This is a genomic window from Tenacibaculum aquimarinum (assembly GCF_022478115.1).
Lineage (GTDB): Bacteria > Bacteroidota > Bacteroidia > Flavobacteriales > Flavobacteriaceae > Polaribacter > Polaribacter aquimarinum_A.
The window spans coordinates 986,540-1,006,122 of the sequence record NZ_JAKGSC010000001.1; the positions used below are offsets into that span (position 1 = coordinate 986,540).

The following is a 19,583-nucleotide window of genomic DNA, read 5'->3' on the forward strand; positions in this document are numbered from 1 at the left end:
TTTATATTTTTGCTAAATTATTAAAAAATCTAAAAATGAGAGTACTATATATTCTTTTAGTTGCTATTTCAATTGTAGCCTGTAAATCTGAAAAGAAAAGTGATAAAGATGCAGTTTCTGGTGAAACTAGAAAATGGAATGGTGGATTGATTTTTCCAGAAGAAACCCACTTTAAAAACATGCGTCAAGTAACTTTTGGAGGCGATAATGCAGAAGCTTATTGGAGTTTTGATGATAAACAACTTATTTTTCAATCTAATAATAAAAAATGGGGAGTAGAATGCGATCAAATGTTTTTAATGAATGCTGATGAAACTTTTAAAGATTCAATTCCACCAATGATTTCTACAGGTTTAGGAAGAACAACTTGTGCTTATTTCTTACCTGATAATAAAAGTTACGTTTATGGATCAACACATTTAGGCGGAGAAGAATGTCCGCCAGCACCGTTAAGAAGAGAAGGAAAATACGTTTGGCCAATTTATGAAACCTATGATATTTTTGTAGCAGATTTAAAAGGGAATATCACAAAACAATTAACAACAGAACCAGGTTACGACGCAGAAGCAACAGTTTCTCCAAAAGGTGATAAAATTGTATTTACTTCAATGAGAACTGGAGATTTAGAGTTGTTTACAATGAATATTGATGGTTCAGACGTTAAGCAAATAACAAACCAACTTGGTTATGATGGTGGAGCATTTTTCTCACCAGACGGAACAAAATTAATATTCCGTTCTTCAAGACCAAAAACAGCAGCAGAAATTAAAGAGTACAAAGATTTACTAAAAGAAGGGTTGGTACAGCCAACAGAAATGGAATTGTATATCTGTAACGCAGACGGTTCGGATTTAAAACAATTAACAGATTTAGGTAACGCAAATTGGAGCCCGTTTTTTCATCCTTCTGGAAAAAAGATATTATTTTCTTCAAATTTCGAAGCAGAAAGAGGTTTCCCTTTCAATCTTTATATGATAGATTTAGACGGAAAAAACTTAGAGAGAGTTACCCATGGAGAAACTTTTGATGCTTTTCCGGTGTTTTCTAATGATGGAAAAAAATTAGTATTTTCTTCTAACAGAAATAATGGAGGTGGACATGATACTAACTTGTTTATTGCAGAATGGCAAGACTAATATATTTAGTTATTTGGTAACTTTGAAAAGTTGTATCTTTTCAAGACCAAAAAACCTATATTTGCACACTATTTTTACAAATCAAATTTAACGAATGAAGAATATTAGAAACTTTTGCATCATTGCTCACATTGATCATGGTAAAAGCACATTGGCAGATAGATTGTTAGATTATACTGGCGCAGTAACTGAGCGAGAAAAGAAAGCGCAGTTATTAGATAGTATGGATTTGGAGCGAGAACGTGGAATTACCATAAAATCGCACGCCATTCAAATGGATTTTGAGCATAAAGGCGAAAAATTCATTTTAAATTTAATTGACACTCCAGGTCACGTAGATTTCTCTTATGAAGTTTCGCGTTCAATTGCTGCATGTGAAGGCGCTTTGTTAATTGTAGATGCTGCACAAAGTATCCAAGCACAAACAATTTCTAACTTATACTTAGCGTTAGAGAACGATTTAGAAATAATTCCAGTACTTAATAAAGTAGATTTACCTTCTGCAAATCCAGAAGAAGTAACTGATGATATTGTAGATCTATTAGGTTGCGATCCAGAAGAAGTAATTCACGCAAGTGGAAAAACTGGTTTTGGAGTAGACAATATTTTAGAAGCAATTATTGATAGAATTCCAGCTCCAAAAGGAGATCCAGAAGCACCATTACAAGCCTTAATTTTCGATTCTGTTTACAATTCTTATAGAGGAATTGAAACGTATTTCCGTGTTTTAAACGGAGAAATCAAAAAAGGACAAGAAATAAAGTTCATGGCAACCGGTAAAAATTACTTTGCTGATGAGGTTGGAACTTTAAAATTACAACAAGTTGTAAAAAAATCTGTAAAAACAGGTGATGTTGGGTATTTAATTACAGGAATTAAAACTGCAAAAGAAGTAAAAGTAGGAGATACAATTACAGATGCACATAAACCAACTACCGAAACTATTGATGGTTTTGAAGACGTAAAACCAATGGTTTTTGCGGGGATTTATCCTGTAGATACAGAAGATTACGAAGAGTTGCGTTATTCTATGGAAAAACTGCAATTAAACGACGCTTCTTTGGTATTTGCTCCAGAAAGTTCTGCCGCTTTAGGTTTTGGTTTCCGTTGTGGATTCTTAGGAATGTTGCATATGGAAATTATTCAAGAGCGTTTAGAGCGTGAGTTTAATATGACGGTTATTACAACCGTTCCAAACGTGTCGTACCACGCATATTCTAAGAAAAACCCAGAGGAAATAATTCTGTTAAATAACCCAACAGATTTACCAGATCCATCAAGATTAGATAGAGTAGAAGAGCCATTTATTAAGGCTTCAATTATAACAAAATCGGATTTTGTTGGGCAAGTAATGAGTTTATGTATTGAAAAACGTGGACAAATTGTTAATCAAACGTATTTAACAACGCAAAGAGTTGAGTTAATTTTTGAAATGCCTTTGGCAGAAATTGTATTCGATTTTTACGATCGTTTAAAAACAGTTTCAAAAGGATATGCATCTTTCGATTATCATCCAATTGGTATGAAAGAATCGAAATTAGTAAGAGTAGATATACTTTTAAACGCACAACCTGTTGATGCACTTTCGGCACTTTTACATGCAGATAATGCCTATACAATTGGTAAAAAAATAGTTGAAAAACTAAAAACATTAATACCAAGACAACAGTTCGATATTCCTATTCAGGCAGCAATTGGAGCAAAAATTATTGCGCGTGAAACTACCAAAGCATTACGTAAAGATGTTACTGCAAAATGTTATGGAGGAGATATTTCTCGTAAACGTAAACTATTAGAAAAGCAGAAAAAAGGTAAGAAAAGAATGCGTCAAGTTGGTAATGTAGAAATTCCACAAGAAGCATTTATGGCCGTTTTAAAGTTGAATGATTAGATATTTTGAATCTAAGTTATTAAAAACAAGAGTTAATAATCAAAAGTACGTAAATGAAAAAATCATATTATCAAATTATAGGCATATTTATAATTATGATACTTACTTATTTCGTAAAAAATATTGATTACAAAGGCTTTTGGGTTCCATTTATTGTTGGATTTTTTTTTATAATTGGTCTTCTGTTTATTATCGGAACTTTTCCTAGAAAAAAACAAAACGATAGTTAATCTTATTGCTATTATTGCTTAGGCAGAAATCAATATAGAATTAAGAATCACAAACCTTTTTGAGAAGTCAAGAAGGTTTTTTTTATTTGAAGCTGTTTCCTGCTTTTCACTATATCTTTTTTAAGAAAAATAAAAAAGGATGCCGTTTCAATCAGGGCTAAGCCAGTTTGCAAACTAATTGTCATTCCTGCGTAGGCAAGGAATCTAAGGAAGTAGTTTTTTCAAAAAAAAATAGACCTTTCAGGTTTTTAAAACCTGAAAGGTCTGCTTAAATAAGTGTTTTACTTTTAAAGTTTTTTTTACAATATATAACTAGATTAAAACTAATCTCTACTTGCCATTAACTTTAAAACCCAATACGCTAACATAGCTAAAGAACCTAAAGCAGCAACTAAATACGTTCTTGCTGCCCATTTTAAAGCATCTTTAGAACCCGCTAATTCTTCACGAGTAACAATATGTTTATTTTCTAACCAAGCCAAAGCTCTATTACTAGCATCATATTCTACAGGTAATGTTATAAAACTAAATAAAGTTGCCATTCCCATTAAAACAACACCTGCAGCTAAAACCCAATAACCCATGTTAGATGCGGCTCCTAAAACCAATCCACCCATAATTAAATACTGAGAAAATTTAGACGAAACATTTACCATTGGCACCAAATTAGAACGCATTGTTAACCATTTATAAGCTTGCGCATGTTGAATTGCGTGTCCAACCTCATGAGCAGATACTGCAGCAGCGGCAGCATTTTTCTGATTGTAAACACCTTCGCTTAAATTAACCGTTTTGTCTCTTGGGTTGTAGTGATCTGTTAACATTCCTGGTGTAGAAATTACTTTAACATCTGTAATTCCATGATCTGCCAACATTTTTTCAGCAATTTCAGCTCCGCTCATTCCATTTCTTAGGTGAACTTTAGAGTATTTTTTAAATTTTCTTTTTAAAGTATTACTTATTAATGAACTTAATAAGGTTATAACTCCAATTATTGCATAATATTCTAATCCCATTTTATAAATATATTTTTTAGTATGTGGTATTTTTCTTTAAAAGAAAGAAAACTTACCAAAGGTTGTTTATTTTTGTTTGCTAAATTTACAACATAAATTATTCCGTTTTTTAATTTCTTCGAAAAAAATGACAATATGACAAACAAACCAACCATTTTATTGGTGTATACTGGAGGAACAATCGGTATGATGAAAGACTATAAAACGAATGCCTTAAAAGCATTTGATTTTAGTCAGATAGTAGAAAAGATTCCAGAATTACAACAATTAGATTGTAAAATTGAAGCAATTTCATTTGAAGAACCTATTGATTCTTCAAACATGAATACTAAGTATTATATTAAAATTGCAGAAATTATAGAAGAAAACTATCAAAAATTCGATGGTTTTGTGGTTCTAACAGGTTCAGATACTATGTCTTATACGTCTTCAGCAATTAGTTTTTTGTTTGAAAATCTACAAAAACCTGTAATTTTTACAGGTTCTCAATTACCTATTGGAGATTTAAGAACAGATGCGAAAGAAAATTTAATAACTTCTATAGAGATAGCTTCAGCAAGAAAAAATGGGTTACCAGTAATTTCAGAAGTTTGTTTGTATTTTGAATATAAACTATATAGAGCAAACAGAACTACAAAAATAAATGCAGAACAGTTTGAGGCATTTGCTTCTATGAATTACCCAGCTTTAGCAGAAAGCGGAGTACATCTTCAGTTTAATGAACATTTTTTAGAAAAGCCAAAAGATCTTCAGAAGCAATTAATTGTCAGAAAAAAATTAGACTATAATATTGTTATCCTTAAATTATTTCCTGGAATTACACTTAATGTCGTAGAAAGTATTGTGGCAATTCCAAATTTAAAAGGAATTGTTTTAGAAACGTATGGTTCAGGAAACGCTCCAACCGAAAAAAGCTTTATTAACATTCTTGATACAGCAATAAAAAAAGGAATTAGAATCGTAAATGTTACACAATGCGCAGGAGGAAGTGTTATATTAGGTCATTATGAAACAAGTGTGCAGTTAAAAGAAATTGGTGTTGTAGATGGAAAGGATATAACAACAGAAACTGCAATTGCCAAAATGATGTATTTATTAGGTGAAAACTTAAGTACAAAAGAATTTAAACACTATTTCGAACTACCTTTACGTGGAGAAATTGATTAAAAAGAGATTTAAGTCATTAATAAATTGATAAATACTTTTCACTTAACTTGTTGAATAAGTAGTAAAAAGCTTGAAAATTTATCATTTATATGTAAATATCTTTCAATTTTTTTTAATGTCCCAACATTTTTTTGTTACTTGGCAGTCTCAATTCAGAAAGTGTTTTTAAAAAAAAATAATTTTGAAGAATTGAAAGTAAAACAATATCTTTAACCCGTTAACTATTAAAAATTAATTATACAAAAGATGAAAAAAGTAGTAAATATCCTTACAGTAACAGGATTTATGTTTTTTGGAGCAGTCTCAGCACATGCTCAGGAAGCGGCAGCAGCAGCAGAATCAGAAACATTTCACCAAATTTTAAAGCGTTACTTTATAGAAGGTGGTCCTGGTTTTATGGGAATTGTATTAGTAGCCTTAATTTTAGGTTTAGCAATTGCTATTGAAAGAATTATTTATTTAAACATGGCAACAACTAACACTAAGAAATTAGTAGCTAGTGTAGATGATGCTTTAAGTTCAGGTGGTGTAGAAGCTGCAAAAGAGGTTTGTAGAAATACAAAAGGACCTGTTGCATCTATCTTTTACCAAGGTTTAGAGAGATCTAGCGAAGGTTTAGACGCTGCTGAAAAAGCTGTAGTATCTTACGGTGGTGTACAAATGGGATTATTAGAGAAAAATATCTCTTGGTTATCTTTATTTATTGCACTTGCACCGATGCTTGGGTTTATGGGTACTGTAATTGGTATGATTGGAGCCTTTGATGCAATTGCTGTAGCAAATGATATTTCTCCAGCCGTAGTAGCAGGTGGTATTAAAGTAGCACTTTTAACAACGGTATTTGGTCTTGTAGTAGCAATTATCTTACAGATTTTTTATAATTACATTATCTCTAAAATGGATGCAATTACAAACAACATGGAAGACGCTTCTATTTCTTTAATAGATTTATTAGCAAAATATAAAAAATAAAACTTATGAATAACAAAATAATAACAATAATAGTAGCTGTACTATCTATTATCGGTATAGCGTTATTTGTATTGACATTAGGTGTTGAGGAAGGAAATGCTGAAGCATTGTCTGGTTCTGTATCTACTTTAGTAACTTATTCTATAATACTACTTATAATTGCAGCAGCAGTTGCCGTTTTAGGTTCTGTATTCAGTTTACTTAAAAACCCTGCAGCTTTAAAGAAAGCTGGTTTAGGTTTAGTAGCTTTACTTGTAGTATTTGGAGTTGCTTATATGTTAGCGAATAGCGATCAGGTAATTGATGCAAAAGATGAAATCATTGCAGCAGCAGGAAGCCAAGTTTCAAAATTAACTAGTACTGGAATTTTATTCAGTGGAGTTTTAATGCTTGTAGCAGGTGCTTTCTTTATCATAGATTTAGTAAAAGGATTAATAAAATCATAATTTAAGATGGCAAGAAGAGAAAACCCAGAAATTAATGCAGGTTCTATGGCAGATATTGCTTTCTTGCTACTTATCTTTTTCCTTGTAACAACAACTATGGATGTAGATTCAGGTATCTCTAAAAGGTTAGCTGAAAAACCACCAAAGAATTACGAGCCACCAAAAATTAAGCAAAAGAATATCTTTGAAATCAGTATTAACCGTAACAACCAACTATTTGTAGATGGACAAGTTATGGAAATGAAAGGTTTAAGAGAAGCTGCTTTAAATTTTATTGATAATGGTGGAGGACTAGGAAATGCAAAAGAAGGAGAAGAAGCTAAACCTTGTGATTATTGTCAAGGAGCTAAAGATCCAGAATCTTCAGATCACCCAAATAAAGCAATTATTGCTGTAGAAAGTGATCGTGCAACGGAATACGGTACATATATAATTGTACAAAATGAATTATTAAGTGCTTACTCTGAGTTAAGAAATAGATTATCTCAAAAGAAGTATAATATGTCGTATCCAGAGTTAGAAGAGGCTTTTAAAGCATCTGGTCGTAAAGATGAAAGCTTAAGAAAGAAAGTAGAGTTTATTAAAACTAGTTATCCGCAAATTATTACGGATATTGACCCTACAGACGTTAATTAATTAAAAAGTATACATTTCATGGCTAAATTTGGAAAAAAGAAGAAAGGATTGCCACCAGTTTCAACGGCATCTTTACCAGATATTGTTTTTATGTTATTATTCTTCTTTATGGTTACAACAACCATGAGAGAAACTGATTTAAAAATTGATAGTCCTCGTTTACCTAGTGCTTCTGAAGTTAAAAAATTAGAACACAAGAGTTTGGTAACTACTATTTATGTAGGTAAAGCCAAAGAAACAGGAAAGTATGGTACAGGTTATAATAGAATCCAATTAAATGACAAAATTGGAACTCCAGATCAAATTCCTGCGTTTATTGAAAATGCAAGAAGTAAGGTATCTGAAACTGAAGTTCCATTTATGACAACTTCTATAAAAGCTGATAAAGAATCTAATGTTGGTACATTATCTGACATAAGATTAAAATTAAGAGATGTTAATGCTCTTAAATTATCTTTATCTACTCAAAAAGGAGATGCAATAAAGAAATAAATAATTTATATTATTTTATATAAAGCCTTCAAATTTATTTGAAGGCTTTTTTATGTTTACTAAATAAAGTATCTTTATAAAGATGAAAAATTTATACGTACTCTTTTTTATATTCTTTTCTTTCCTTTCTTTTTCTCAAGAAGAAATTTTGCAAACTAAAGATTCATTAACAGTTGATGACAAATATTTAGAGGATCAGATATATCTTTCTATTACTTATAATACTTTAGTTAATCAGCCAAATACAGTTGCCGATAGTGGTTTTTCATACGGTATATCTGCCGGTTTTATCAAAGATTTACCACTAAATTCTAAAAGGAATTTTGCTTTTGGTATCGGTGTTGGTTATGGATTTAATTCTTTTAATCACGGATTAAAAGTGTCAGAGAATAGTAATCAAATATCTTATGAAATTGACAATACTTTAACGTCTAATAAGTTTGTAACTCATAATATTGAATTACCATTGGAATTAAGGTGGAGGAATTCTACACCTACTAAATATGCTTTTTGGCGTATTTACACAGGAGTTAAATTTTCTTACAATTTCTCAAACACCTTTAGCTATGTTAGTACTAATGACTCGTTTGAATTTAACAATATTTCTAGCTTTAATAAATTTCAGACGGGTCTAATTGTTTCTGCAGGATATGACGCTTTTAATCTTCATTTCTATTATGGTTTAACACCAATATTTAAAGATTCTTTTATTGCAAATGATAGTATTGATACTAAAATATTGAAGTTCGGATTAACTTTCTATATTCTATAGCATAAAAGTAATTAGAAATGGAGCAATTACTCCAAGTATAAAGCCTAAATACACTTCTGTTGGAGTATGTGCCTTTAAATGCAATCTTGAGCTTCCTAGTAGTCCTGAAAGTATTATTATTACTATTATTACTAAAGAAAAGCTTACTGAATAGAAAGTGCTCATTAATAAGAAAAAACCCAATGCAATTCCCATTGAAATTAAATGTAAACTTGTTTTAAGTTTAAAGAGAAATAAAATGTAAATAAGCATTAGTCCTAATGAAGTTGCATAAAACAATATTCCAATATCTCTTATTTGTGCTATATTATAAAGCGAATTACCTAATAAGTAAAAAAGTACTATCATAAAAGCTAAAGGCAGCTTTCTTTCTTTAATAGTATTTACTTGGTAAGATTCAATTCTATTTAGTGCTTTAAGAACAATTAATAGAAGTAGTGGCACAAAGTAAGTAGCAATAAAAATTAATCCTAGAATGGCTAGTTTTTGCTTTTTTACAAAAAGCGTTGGAACAGTTAGAAAATAGAGTATAACACCAATTGTAGGTACTACAATTGGGTGTAGCAAAACTGATATTAATTTATGAAATCGCATTAAATTTCTTTTCTAAGTCTTGCTACAGGAATATCTAATTGTTCACGATATTTCGCAACTGTTCTTCTGGCAATTGGATAACCTTTTTCTTTTAAAATCTTAGACAATTTTTCGTCTGTAAGTGGTTTTCTTTTGTCTTCTTCAGAAACAACAGTTTCTAAAATTTTCTTTATTTCTCTTGTTGAAACATCTTCACCTTGGTCATTTTTCATTGATTCAGAGAAGAACTCTTTAATCAATTTTGTCCCGTAAGGAGTAGAGACATATTTACTATTTGCAACACGAGAAACCGTAGAAACATCCATGTTAATTTTGTCTGCAATATCTTTTAAGATCATTGGTTTTAACTTGCGCTCATCACCAGTTAAAAAATAATCGTATTGATGGTGCATAATGCAGTTCATGGTAACTAAAAGTGTTTGTTGACGCTGTTTTATTGCGTCAATAAACCATTTTGCGGCATCTAGTTTTTGTTTAATAAAAAATACCGCATCTTTTTGAGATTTACTTTTCTCTTTTGACTCTTGATATCCTTTTAACATGTTATTGTACTCACGAGAAACATGTAGTTCGGGAGCATTTCTTGAGTTTAATGTTAGTTCTAGTTTTCCGTCAACAATTCTCATTGAATAATCTGGAACTATTTGCTCTGCAATTTTATTATTTCCTGCGTAAGAACTTCCTGGTTTTGGATTTAATTTTCCTATTTCAGTAATAGTATCTTTCAATTCTTCTTCAGAAATATTAAATTTTTCTTGAAGTTTTTTATAATGCTTCTTAACAAAATGATCAAATGCATTTTCAAGAATGTCGATTGCTAAACCTCTGTGTTTTGTAGTCGATTTTGCTTTTAATTGAATAATTAAACATTCTTTTAAATCACGTGCTCCAACTCCAATTGGATCTAGTCTTTGCACAACATTACACATAACTTTTTCCACTTTATCTTCTTCTGTGAATATGTTTTGTGTGAAAGCTAGATCATCTACTAGATCAATAATTTCTCTACGTATATAACCACTATCATCAATACTACCAACTAAAAACTCTGCAATTGCTCGTTCTTCTTCATCAATCATGAAGGTGTTTAATTGATTTAATAAAGATTGATGAAACGTTGTTCCAGCTGCATAAGGAACATTTTTTTCTTCATCATCTGCCGAATAGTTATTTGCTTGTGTTTTATAACTTGGATATTCATCATCGCTAAGATATTCATCAATGTTTATATCTTCTGCTTCAATTTTTTCATTTCCAGTATCGTCAAATTCCTGATCTGCTAACGTGTCTTCAAAGTTTTCTGGCTCTTCTTTACCTGTGTCTAAAGCAGGATTTTCTTCAATTTCTTGTTTTAGGCGCTCTTCAAAAGCCTGTGTAGGCAATTGTATTAGCTTCATCAACTGAATTTGTTGTGGAGATAATTTTTGTAAGAGTTTATAATGTAAACTTTGTTTTAGCATAGGTTTGAATATACGAAAAGTATTTTAAAATTCTGCGTTTTGTGGAGTTCTTGGAAACGGAATTACGTCTCTAATATTACCCATTCCTGTTGCAAATTGAACTAAACGCTCAAAACCAAGACCAAAACCAGAGTGAACAGCTGTACCAAATTTACGTAAATCTAAATACCACCATAACTCTTTCTCGTCTATGTTTATTGCTTTCATTTTTTCAATTAAAACATCGTAACGCTCTTCACGTTGCGCTCCACCAACTATTTCTCCAATTCCTGGGAAAAGAACATCCATTGCTCTTACTGTTTTTCCATCATCATTTAAACGCATATAAAATGCTTTAATGTTTGCTGGATAATCAAACAATATTACTGGACATTTAAAGTGTTTTTCAACTAAAAAACGTTCGTGTTCCGATTGTAAATCTGCTCCCCATTCATTAATAGGAAACTGAAATTTCTTCTTTTTATTTGGTTTACAATTGCGTAAAATTTCTATAGCTTCTGTATAAGAAACACGTTTAAAATCGTTTTCTGCAACAAATTTTAACTTCTCAATTAAACCTAATTCGCTACGTTGCAATTGTGGTTTTCCTTTTTCTTCTTGCGCAAAACGTTGATCTAAAAAATCTAAATCGTCCTTACAGTTTTCTAAAATATAGTTAATAACCGATTTAATAAAGTCTTCAGATAAATCCATATTACCTTCTAAATCCATGAAAGCAACTTCTGGTTCAATCATCCAAAATTCAGATAAATGACGTGTAGTGTTCGAGTTTTCAGCTCTAAAAGTTGGTCCAAAAGTATATACTTTTCCTAATGACATTGCATAGGTTTCTGCTTCTAATTGACCAGAAACGGTAAGGTTTGTTTCTTTTCCGAAGAAATCTTGTTTAAAATCTACATTTCCTTCTTCATTTTTTGGAGCTTTGTTCGCTTCAAAATTGGTTACCTTAAACATTTCACCAGCACCTTCAGCATCTGAACCTGTTATAATTGGCGTGTTAACGTAGTTAAAGTCGTTTTCTTGAAAGTATTTATGTACGGCGAAAGAAAGTTTAGAGCGCACTCTCATTACAGCTGAAAATGTATTTGTTCTAACGCGTAAATGTGCGTTTTCTCTTAAAAACTCAAAGCTGTGTTTTTTAGGTTGAATTGGGTATTCATCCGGATTAGAATCCCCTAAGATTTCTAATTCGTCAACTTGTATTTCAGAAGTTTGTCCTTTTCCTTGGCTTTCTACCAAAGTACCAACAATACTTACACAAGCTCCTGTAGTAATTCTTTTTAGAGTTTCTTCAGCTGTGTTTTCAAAATCGATAACACATTGTATATTTTTAATTGTTGAACCATCATTTAAAGCAATAAAACGATTACTTCTAAAAGTTCTTACCCAACCTTTAATGGTTACTTTTTGGTCAAATTCTTTAGTTGTTACTAAATCTAATACACTACTTCTTTGCATCTTACATAAATTGAATAGCAAAGATACTTTTTTGCGTTAAATTGAGCAATGATACAAGTACTTATAAAAGGTAATTTATTCTATAGAATTTTTATCTCCATCTTTTGGAGGGATAATCTTAATTTTTGGCTCTTTAAACACTTTTTCGTTGGCAATTTTGTCTTCAAAAGTCAATAGGAGTGAAGGCAACAATATTAAATTAGAGGTCATAGCGAAAAGTAATGTTATAGATACTAAACCACCTAAGGCAATTGTGCCTCCAAAACTTGAAACTGTAAATACTAAGAACCCAAAAAACAATACTATTGAAGTGTAAAACATACTTACACCAGTTTCATTTAATGCTGCATAAACTGACTTTTTTATCTTCCAATTATTGGCAATTAATTCTTGTCTGTATTTTGCTAAAAAGTGAATTGTATCATCTACAGAAATACCGAAAGCAATACTAAATACTAAAATTGTTGATGGTTTTATAGGAATGTCAAAAAAGCCCATTAAACCCGCAGTTAACAATAATGGTAACATATTTGGCAATAATGAAATTAAAATCATCTTATAAGAACGGAACATCCACGCCATAAATAATGAAATTAATATAATTGCTAATGATAAAGAAAAAACTAAGTTTTTAATTAAATAATTGGTTCCTTTTATAAAAACCAATGCTTTACCAGTAAAGGAAACATTGTATCTTTCCTTCGGAAATTCTTTGTCTACAACACCTTTTAAGCGTTCTTGAATGATATCCATTTTATCGGTTCCAATATCTTTCATAAACGTAGTAATTCTTGCATAACGTCCTGTAGAATCTACAAAATTCTTTAGCATTCCAGAATTGTTTGTAGAGTTTTTGGTGTAGGCAAAAATATGACTTTGTTCTTGTGAAGTTGGTAGCTGATAATACTTTGGATTACCATTGTAGTAGGCTTGTTTAGAGTATTTTACTAAGTTAATTACTGAAACAGGTTTCGATAATTCAGAAAAACTTTCAATAGCTTCGTTAATTTTTTCCATCTTTTTTAAAGTGGAAAGTTTCATTACGCCTTTATCTTTTTTGGTGTCTACTAAAATTTCTAGCGGCATAATTCCACCAAACTCTTTTTCAAAGAATTTAATGTCTTTATAAAACTGCATTCCATGCGGCATGTCTTCAATTAAACTCCCTGAAACTCTAATTTGATAAATACCAATAATACCAAATATAATAATTAATACGGTTCCAAAATACACAGAAATTCGTCTGTTTCTAACTGTATTTTCCATCCATTTTACCACATTGTCAATCCATCTTTTTTCAAGATGATTTAAGTGCTTTTTCTTTGGAAGTGGCATAAAACTATAGATGATTGGAATAATCAATAGTGCCAAAATAAAGATGCTTATAATGTTGATTGAAGCCAAAATACCAAACTCTCTAAGTAACTGACTTTTTACAAAAATAAAGGTTGCAAAACCAGAAGCTGTAGTAATATTAGTCATTAAAGTTGCATTACCAACTTTAGATATTACACGTTGTAAAGACTTGGCTTGGTTACCGTGTTTTTTTACTTCTTGCTGATATTTGTTGATTAAAAATATGGCATTTGGAACACCAATAACAATAATTAATGGCGGAATTAAAGCTGTTAATACAGTAATTTCATAGCCAAACAAACCAATAAAACCGAATGCCCAAATTACACCAATACTAACTACTAAAAGTGTAATAAAAGTTGCTCTGTAAGAACGGAAGAAAAAGAAAAAGATTACTGCCGTAGCTAATAAAGCAAGTAGTACAAAAATTCCTATTTCATCAACAATGTTTTGAGAGTTTAAGGTTCTAATGTATGGCATTCCAGAAATACGAACTTCAATATTGTTGTCTTTCTCAAACTTTTCAATAGTTGGAGTTAATATATTATGAATAAATTCTGGTCGCTCTTCAGTATTTACAATACTTTTCTTAATGTAAATAGCGGTTTGTATTGTACCGCCTTCGTTGTATAATAAATTATCGTAAAAAGGAAGTTTATCAAATAGTTGTTGTTTTATTTGATTTACTTCTTCTTGTGTTTTTGGTGTGCCTTTAAATAAAGGTTCTACAATAAATTTTCGTTTTTTTCTATCAGCTTTTAATTTCTGAATGTCTGCTAAAGAAACCGTAAAATCAACTTGAGGAACAGAGTCAAATGTTTTTACTAACTTATTCCAATTATTAAATTTTTCAGGAGTGAATAATGTAGTGTCTTTTACTCCTAGAATAATTAGATTACCTTCTTCTCCAAAAATTTCTAAGAATTTATTGTATTCAAGGTTTGCTTCATGATCTTCTGGTAATAAGTTGGCTTCTGAGAAAGAAAAACGTGTATTTTTTGTTTCAAGCGCTAAAAAGGTAGTAGCTGCAGCTATTAATATTAAGACAATAATTCTATTTCTTAAGATTAGTCGGGCTACTTTAGTCCAAAAGTTCATTTAAAAAAGTTTTAGCAAATATAATTAAAAAGTTTGTTGTTTTTTGAGCAAAAAAAAGAGTGTAAAAACACTCTTTTAATTTGGCTTTTTGGTTGAAATTATACCTTCATAATTTCTTTTTCTTTTACAGAAAATTTCTCGTCAATATCTTTTACAAATGTATCTGTTAAATTTTGAATATCTCCTTCACCATTTTTCTTCATGTCATCAGAAATATCTAATTTTTTGATATCATTATTTGCCTCTTTACGTGCGTTTCTAATACCAACTTTAGCGTGCTCTGCTTCAGATTTAGCTTGTTTTGCTAAGTCTCTACGACGTTCTTCGGTCAATGCGGGAACATTTATAATGATGCTTTCACCATTATTCATTGGGTTAAAGCCAAGATTAGCAATCATTATTGCTTTTTCTATTTCTTGTAACATGTTCTTTTCCCAAGGTTGTATGGTAATTGTTCTTGCGTCTGGTGTGCTAACATTTGCAACTTGCCCTAATGGAGTTGCTGCATCATAATAATCTACCATAACGTTTGCTAACATTGCTGGTGATGCTTTACCTGCTCTTATTGCACGTAATTCTTTAACTAAGTGCTCTATTGCACCGTTCATAGCCTCTTTGGCTGTGTCTATAATAAAATCTAATTCTTCGTTCATCTTTAGTATCTTTAAAAGATTCGATAATTAATTATCAACTACTGTTCCAATTTGTTCTCCAGAAATCAATTTTAGTAAATTTCCTTTTGTATTCATATCAAAAACAATAATTGGGAGTTTATTTTCTTCACTTAATGTAAATGCCGTCATATCCATTACTTTTAATCCTTTTTTGATTACATCTTTAAAGGTAATAGTATCAAATTTTATGGCATTTTTGTCTTTTTCTGGATCTGCGTTATATATTCCATTAACACGTGTTCCTTTTAAAATTGCATCAGCATCTATTTCAATTGCTCTTAAAACGGCTGCTGTATCTGTTGTAAAATAAGGGTTTCCAGTTCCAGCTCCAAAAATAACAACTCTTCCTTTTTCTAAATGGCGAATTGCTTTTCTTTTAATATATGGTTCTGCTACTTCTTTAATTTCAAGTGCGGTTTGTAAACGAGTATGTACATTTTCATCTTCTAATGCGCTTTGTAGAGCTAAACCATTTATACAAGTTGCTAACATTCCCATGTGGTCTCCTTGTACTCTATCCATACCATTTGCTGCACCCGCAACACCTCTAAAGATATTTCCTCCACCAATAACAATGGCAATTTCTACACCGGTAGTTAGTACTTGTTTTATTTCTTGAGCGTATTCTTTAAGGCGTTTAGGATCAATTCCATATTGTCTATCACCCATTAAGGCTTCTCCGCTTAATTTTAAAAGAATTCTTTTGTATTGCATAGTTCTATTGAAAGTTGAGCAAAACTACGCATTTTTTTTGAGTTTATTTTTTATTGAAATAAAAAAACCTCGCAAAATTGCGAGGTTTTTAAGTAAAGTTTTAAGGATTTTAATTATCCTAAAGTAACTCTTTTGAATCCGCTTACAGAAACATCTCCGTAAGTTTTAACATATTCAGCTACATTTTTCTTTTCATCTTTAATAAAAGCTTGGTCTAAAAGACACTGCTCCGTATCTAAAGTTGTATTGTCAGAAATGAATCTTTCCATTTTTCCTGGTAAAATTCTATCCCAGATTTTTTCTGGTTTTCCTTCAGCAGCTAATTCAGCTTTTGCGTCCTCTTGAGCTTTTGCTAATACTTCGTCAGATAATTGAGACATAGAAATAAATTGAGGTACATTCTTTAATGTTTTCCCTAATCTTCCTAATTCAATATTATCTTTTTCAATAACAGCAATTCTTGCTTCAGTTTCTGCAGCTACATAAGCAGCGTCAAAATCTTTATAAGATAAAGTTGTTGCTCCCATAGATGCTACTTGCATAGCAACGTCTTTAGATAAAACATCTGCTTTATCTACAGCGTTTGATAAACCTACTAATGCAGCAATTTTACCAATATGTGTATAAGAACCAACATAAGCAGCTTCGATTTTTTCGAAAGCTGTTATTTCTAACTTTTCTCCAATAACACCAGTTTGTTCAACTAATTTATCAGCAACAGTCATACCTCCAAAATCTGCAGCTAAGAAAGCTTCTTTGTCTGTGCAGTTTAATGCGATATCAGCAAATTGTCCACCTAAAGCTACAAAAGATTCGTTTTTACCAACAAAGTCAGTTTCACAAGCTAAAACAATAGCAACACCTTCTGTTTTTGCATCATTAATTCTTGTTACTGCAACCCCTTCTGTAGATTCTCTATCAGCTCTTTTTGCAGCAATTTTCTGACCTTTTTTACGTAAGATGTCAATTGCTTTATCAAAGTCTCCTCCAGCTTCAACTAATGCCTTTTTACAGTCCATCATTCCAGCTCCAGTTGCTTCTCTTAATTTTTTAACATCAGCAGCACTAATCTTTACTGTTTCCATGTTATTTGTGTTTTTTGATTATAATTATTTTTTTTCTTCAGTAGGTACTTCAGTAACTTCAACTTTAGCTTCTACAGCTTTAGGAGCTTCTTTTTTAGCTACCTCTTTAGTTTCTTTTACTTTTTCTTTATCTGCTTTTCTGTCAGATAAACCTACAGCAATTGCATCAGTTACATAAGATAATACTTTATCAATAGATTTTGAAGCATCATCGTTTGCAGGAATTACATAATCTACTGGTCTAGGATCAGAGTTTGTATCTACCATTGCAAAGATTGGAATGTTTAAGTTTAAAGCTTCTGCAATTGCAATATGCTCTTTCTTAACATCTACAATAAAAATTGCAGCTGGTAAACGTGTCATATCAGAAATTGAACCTAAATTCTTTTCTAATTTTTCACGTTGACGGTTAATTTGTAACTTTTCTCTTTTAGATAAAGCGTCGAAAGAACCATCTTGTTTCATTCTATCAATATGTGCCATTTTCTTAACAGCTTTACGGATGGTAACAAAGTTTGTTAACATTCCTCCAGGCCATCTTTCTGTAATGTAAGGCATGTTTACAGCTTTAGCTTTTTCTGCAACGATATCTTTTGCTTGCTTTTTAGTTGCTACAAATAAGATTTTACGTCCTGAGTTAGCTATTTTTTGTAACGCAGCTGATGCTTCGTCAATTTTAGCTGATGTTTTATACAAGTCAATGATGTGTACACCATTACGCTCAGTATAAATGTATGGAGCCATGTTTGGGTTCCATTTTCTAGTTAAGTGTCCAAAGTGTACACCACTATCTAATAATTCTTGAATATTTGCCATTTTAAAAAATGTGTTTACGTTCTGTTTTCACAATATTTGAGTAGTTTTTCAAGTCTCAAATATTTAGATACTAAACTGTTTATAATTAATTTATATAACAGTCTCTTGGTAGTATAATTGCCAAAATATATTCGGCAAAAATATTAACGCTTAGAGAACTGGAATTTCTTACGTGCTTTCTTCTGACCGAATTTCTTACGTTCAACCATTCTTGGATCACGAGTTAATAAACCTTCTGGTTTTAATATAGCTCTGTGCTCTTCGTTTATAGAAACTAACGCTCTTGTAATTGCTAAACGGATTGCTTCTGCTTGACCAGTTACACCACCACCAAATACGTTTACTTTAATGTCATAAGACTCTAAGTTCTCAGTTAACATTAAAGGTTGTTGAACTTTATATTGTAATGTTGGAGTAGTAAAGTAATTTTTGTACTCTTTTTTGTTTACAATTATGTTTCCTTTTCCTTCTGAAAGATAAATACGAGCAACTGCTGTTTTTCTTCTACCTATTTTGTGTACAGTTTCCATTATTTAAGATCGTTAAGGTTAGTAAGTTTAGGTTTTTGTGCTTCTTGACCGTGCTCAGTTCCTGCATATACATACAAGTTTTTGAATAAAGCACTACCTAATTTGTTTTTTGGTAACATACCTTTTACTGCTTTTTCGATTAATCTTGTAGGATCTTTCTCAAACATTTCTGTTGCAGTAAGTGATCTTTGACCTCCTGGATAACCCGTGTGACGGATGTAAGACTTTTCAGTCCATTTCTTTCCAGTTAATTGAATTTTTTCTGCGTTGATAATTACCACGTTATCTCCACAATCTACGTGTGGTGTAAAACTTGGCTTGTACTTACCTCTAATTAGCATTGCTACTTTAGAAGCTAGACGACCCAACGTTTGCCCGTCTGCATCAACTAAAACCCACTCTTTGTTTACCGTAGAGCTGTTTGCTGATACTGTTTTGTAACTTAATGTGTTCATTACACTATTAGTTTTTGTTTATTAATAAAAAGTTTTTCCCTTAAAAAAGGACTGCAAAATTACAACTATTTATTTGATTGACAAACACTAATTTAAGTTGTTTTTTTATTGAAAATGAAGTGATTAGGTTTTTCCTACAATTCTAATTGTACTTTTAGACTGAGAACTCATAATATTGTGCAATCTAGATAGTGTGTTTGCGCTGTTTCTAACATCTAAAAAACCATCATCATTAATTTTGGTATGCATGTCGCCCACAGCAATACAACCTTGTATTTGAGTGTAATAATTAGCAACATGAATTTTTGCTTCACTTCTTCCAGGAACACCTTTTAATTCCCATAAACGCCTGTTAAATCTGTTAGATGTTTCAAATTCTATATTGTAAAACCCTGAAGGAACACAAGAAACATTTCTAGCATTATTTTTCCATTCGAGCTCTAATGTTTTACAATCAAAAATAAGTTTACTTCCACCTGAAGGTAAATCTTCAAAGACTAATAGGTGTCCTAATATTTCTGGACCAACATAATTGTTTCTGTATAAAACCATTTTTTTCATAACGAAGTTGTTTTGATTAAACGG

Annotated in this window: 20 protein-coding genes; 8 read left to right on the forward strand and 12 right to left on the reverse strand. The window is 31.2% G+C overall.

All coding sequences use genetic code 11. The features are described 5' to 3' along the window. The first annotated feature begins 35 nt into the window (after positions 1–35). Positions 36–1,136: a TolB family protein gene (locus L1S33_RS04675; protein ID WP_240561417.1), complete on the forward strand. Its 1,101-nt coding sequence runs from the start codon at positions 36–38 to the stop codon at positions 1,134–1,136. Between the two features lie 94 nt (positions 1,137–1,230). Continuing rightward, positions 1,231–3,027, forward strand: coding sequence for a translation elongation factor 4 (gene lepA / locus L1S33_RS04680; protein WP_240550726.1), 1,797 nt, complete (start codon positions 1,231–1,233; stop codon positions 3,025–3,027). Between the two features lie 553 nt (positions 3,028–3,580). On the opposite strand, the gene L1S33_RS04685 is transcribed toward lepA, so the two are convergent. After that, entirely contained in the window at positions 3,581–4,273 is a 693-nt protein-coding gene (locus tag L1S33_RS04685; protein WP_240550725.1) for a zinc metallopeptidase, read from the reverse strand. 135 nt (positions 4,274–4,408) lie between these two features. Between L1S33_RS04685 and L1S33_RS04690 the strand changes: the two genes are divergently transcribed. The 6 genes from L1S33_RS04690 (at position 4,409) to L1S33_RS04715 (ending at position 8,758) form a co-directional block, all read left to right on the forward strand. Beyond that, positions 4,409–5,440, forward strand: coding sequence for an asparaginase (locus L1S33_RS04690; RefSeq protein WP_240561418.1), 1,032 nt, complete (start codon positions 4,409–4,411; stop codon positions 5,438–5,440). Between the two features lie 246 nt (positions 5,441–5,686). Then, positions 5,687–6,412 (forward strand): MotA/TolQ/ExbB proton channel family protein, encoded by a 726-nt coding sequence (locus L1S33_RS04695; protein ID WP_240561419.1) that lies wholly within the window; start codon positions 5,687–5,689, stop codon positions 6,410–6,412. Between the two features lie 5 nt (positions 6,413–6,417). After that, the gene (locus L1S33_RS04700; protein WP_240561420.1) at positions 6,418–6,858 is read left to right on the forward strand and encodes a hypothetical protein; all 441 of its coding nucleotides are present in this window, start codon (positions 6,418–6,420) and stop codon (positions 6,856–6,858) included. Between the two features lie 6 nt (positions 6,859–6,864). Continuing rightward, the gene (locus tag L1S33_RS04705) at positions 6,865–7,494 is read left to right on the forward strand and encodes an ExbD/TolR family protein (protein ID WP_240561421.1); all 630 of its coding nucleotides are present in this window, start codon (positions 6,865–6,867) and stop codon (positions 7,492–7,494) included. 18 nt (positions 7,495–7,512) lie between these two features. Further along, the gene (locus L1S33_RS04710) at positions 7,513–7,986 is read left to right on the forward strand and encodes an ExbD/TolR family protein (protein ID WP_240550722.1); all 474 of its coding nucleotides are present in this window, start codon (positions 7,513–7,515) and stop codon (positions 7,984–7,986) included. Positions 7,987–8,068: 82 nt separating this feature from the next. Then, positions 8,069–8,758, forward strand: coding sequence for a porin family protein (locus tag L1S33_RS04715; protein ID WP_240561422.1), 690 nt, complete (start codon positions 8,069–8,071; stop codon positions 8,756–8,758). On the opposite strand, the gene L1S33_RS04720 is transcribed toward L1S33_RS04715, so the two are convergent. The 11 genes from L1S33_RS04720 to L1S33_RS04770 all read right to left on the reverse strand — a co-directional run bounded on the left by L1S33_RS04720 (position 8,753) and on the right by L1S33_RS04770 (position 19,559). Beyond that, on the reverse strand, positions 8,753–9,352 hold the full coding sequence (locus tag L1S33_RS04720) for a hypothetical protein (protein WP_240550720.1): 600 nt from the start codon (positions 9,350–9,352) through the stop codon (positions 8,753–8,755). The genes L1S33_RS04715 and L1S33_RS04720 overlap by 6 nt on opposite strands. Further along, positions 9,352–10,812 (reverse strand): RNA polymerase factor sigma-54, encoded by a 1,461-nt coding sequence (gene rpoN / locus L1S33_RS04725; protein ID WP_240561423.1) that lies wholly within the window; start codon positions 10,810–10,812, stop codon positions 9,352–9,354. Before rpoN ends, L1S33_RS04720 begins: the two co-directional genes overlap by 1 nt. Positions 10,813–10,836: 24 nt before the next feature. Continuing rightward, complete coding sequence (gene asnS / locus L1S33_RS04730; protein WP_240561424.1) at positions 10,837–12,270, reverse strand: asparagine--tRNA ligase; 1,434 nt, start codon at positions 12,268–12,270, stop codon at positions 10,837–10,839. 75 nt (positions 12,271–12,345) lie between these two features. Further along, positions 12,346–14,724 carry an efflux RND transporter permease subunit gene (locus L1S33_RS04735; protein ID WP_240561425.1) on the reverse strand — a complete coding sequence of 793 codons (2,379 nt, stop codon included), beginning with the start codon at positions 14,722–14,724 and terminating at the stop codon, positions 12,346–12,348. Positions 14,725–14,822: 98 nt separating this feature from the next. Further along, the gene (gene frr / locus L1S33_RS04740; RefSeq protein ID WP_240550716.1) at positions 14,823–15,377 is read right to left on the reverse strand and encodes a ribosome recycling factor; all 555 of its coding nucleotides are present in this window, start codon (positions 15,375–15,377) and stop codon (positions 14,823–14,825) included. Positions 15,378–15,404: 27 nt separating this feature from the next. Beyond that, a complete protein-coding gene (gene pyrH, locus L1S33_RS04745; protein ID WP_240550715.1) occupies positions 15,405–16,112 on the reverse strand; it encodes a UMP kinase in 708 nt (235 codons plus the stop codon). 113 nt (positions 16,113–16,225) lie between these two features. Further along, on the reverse strand, positions 16,226–17,197 hold the full coding sequence (gene tsf, locus L1S33_RS04750) for a translation elongation factor Ts (RefSeq protein ID WP_240561426.1): 972 nt from the start codon (positions 17,195–17,197) through the stop codon (positions 16,226–16,228). Positions 17,198–17,221: 24 nt separating this feature from the next. Next, positions 17,222–18,013, reverse strand: coding sequence for a 30S ribosomal protein S2 (rpsB, locus tag L1S33_RS04755; protein WP_240561427.1), 792 nt, complete (start codon positions 18,011–18,013; stop codon positions 17,222–17,224). Positions 18,014–18,156: 143 nt separating this feature from the next. Then, positions 18,157–18,543: a 30S ribosomal protein S9 gene (gene rpsI / locus L1S33_RS04760; RefSeq protein WP_240550712.1), complete on the reverse strand. Its 387-nt coding sequence runs from the start codon at positions 18,541–18,543 to the stop codon at positions 18,157–18,159. Beyond that, a complete protein-coding gene (gene rplM, locus L1S33_RS04765) occupies positions 18,543–18,998 on the reverse strand; it encodes a 50S ribosomal protein L13 (RefSeq protein WP_240561428.1) in 456 nt (151 codons plus the stop codon). The genes rpsI and rplM overlap by 1 nt, the downstream gene beginning before the upstream one ends. Positions 18,999–19,121: 123 nt before the next feature. Continuing rightward, entirely contained in the window at positions 19,122–19,559 is a 438-nt protein-coding gene (locus L1S33_RS04770) for a DUF5675 family protein (protein WP_240561429.1), read from the reverse strand. Positions 19,560–19,583 lie beyond the last annotated feature (24 nt).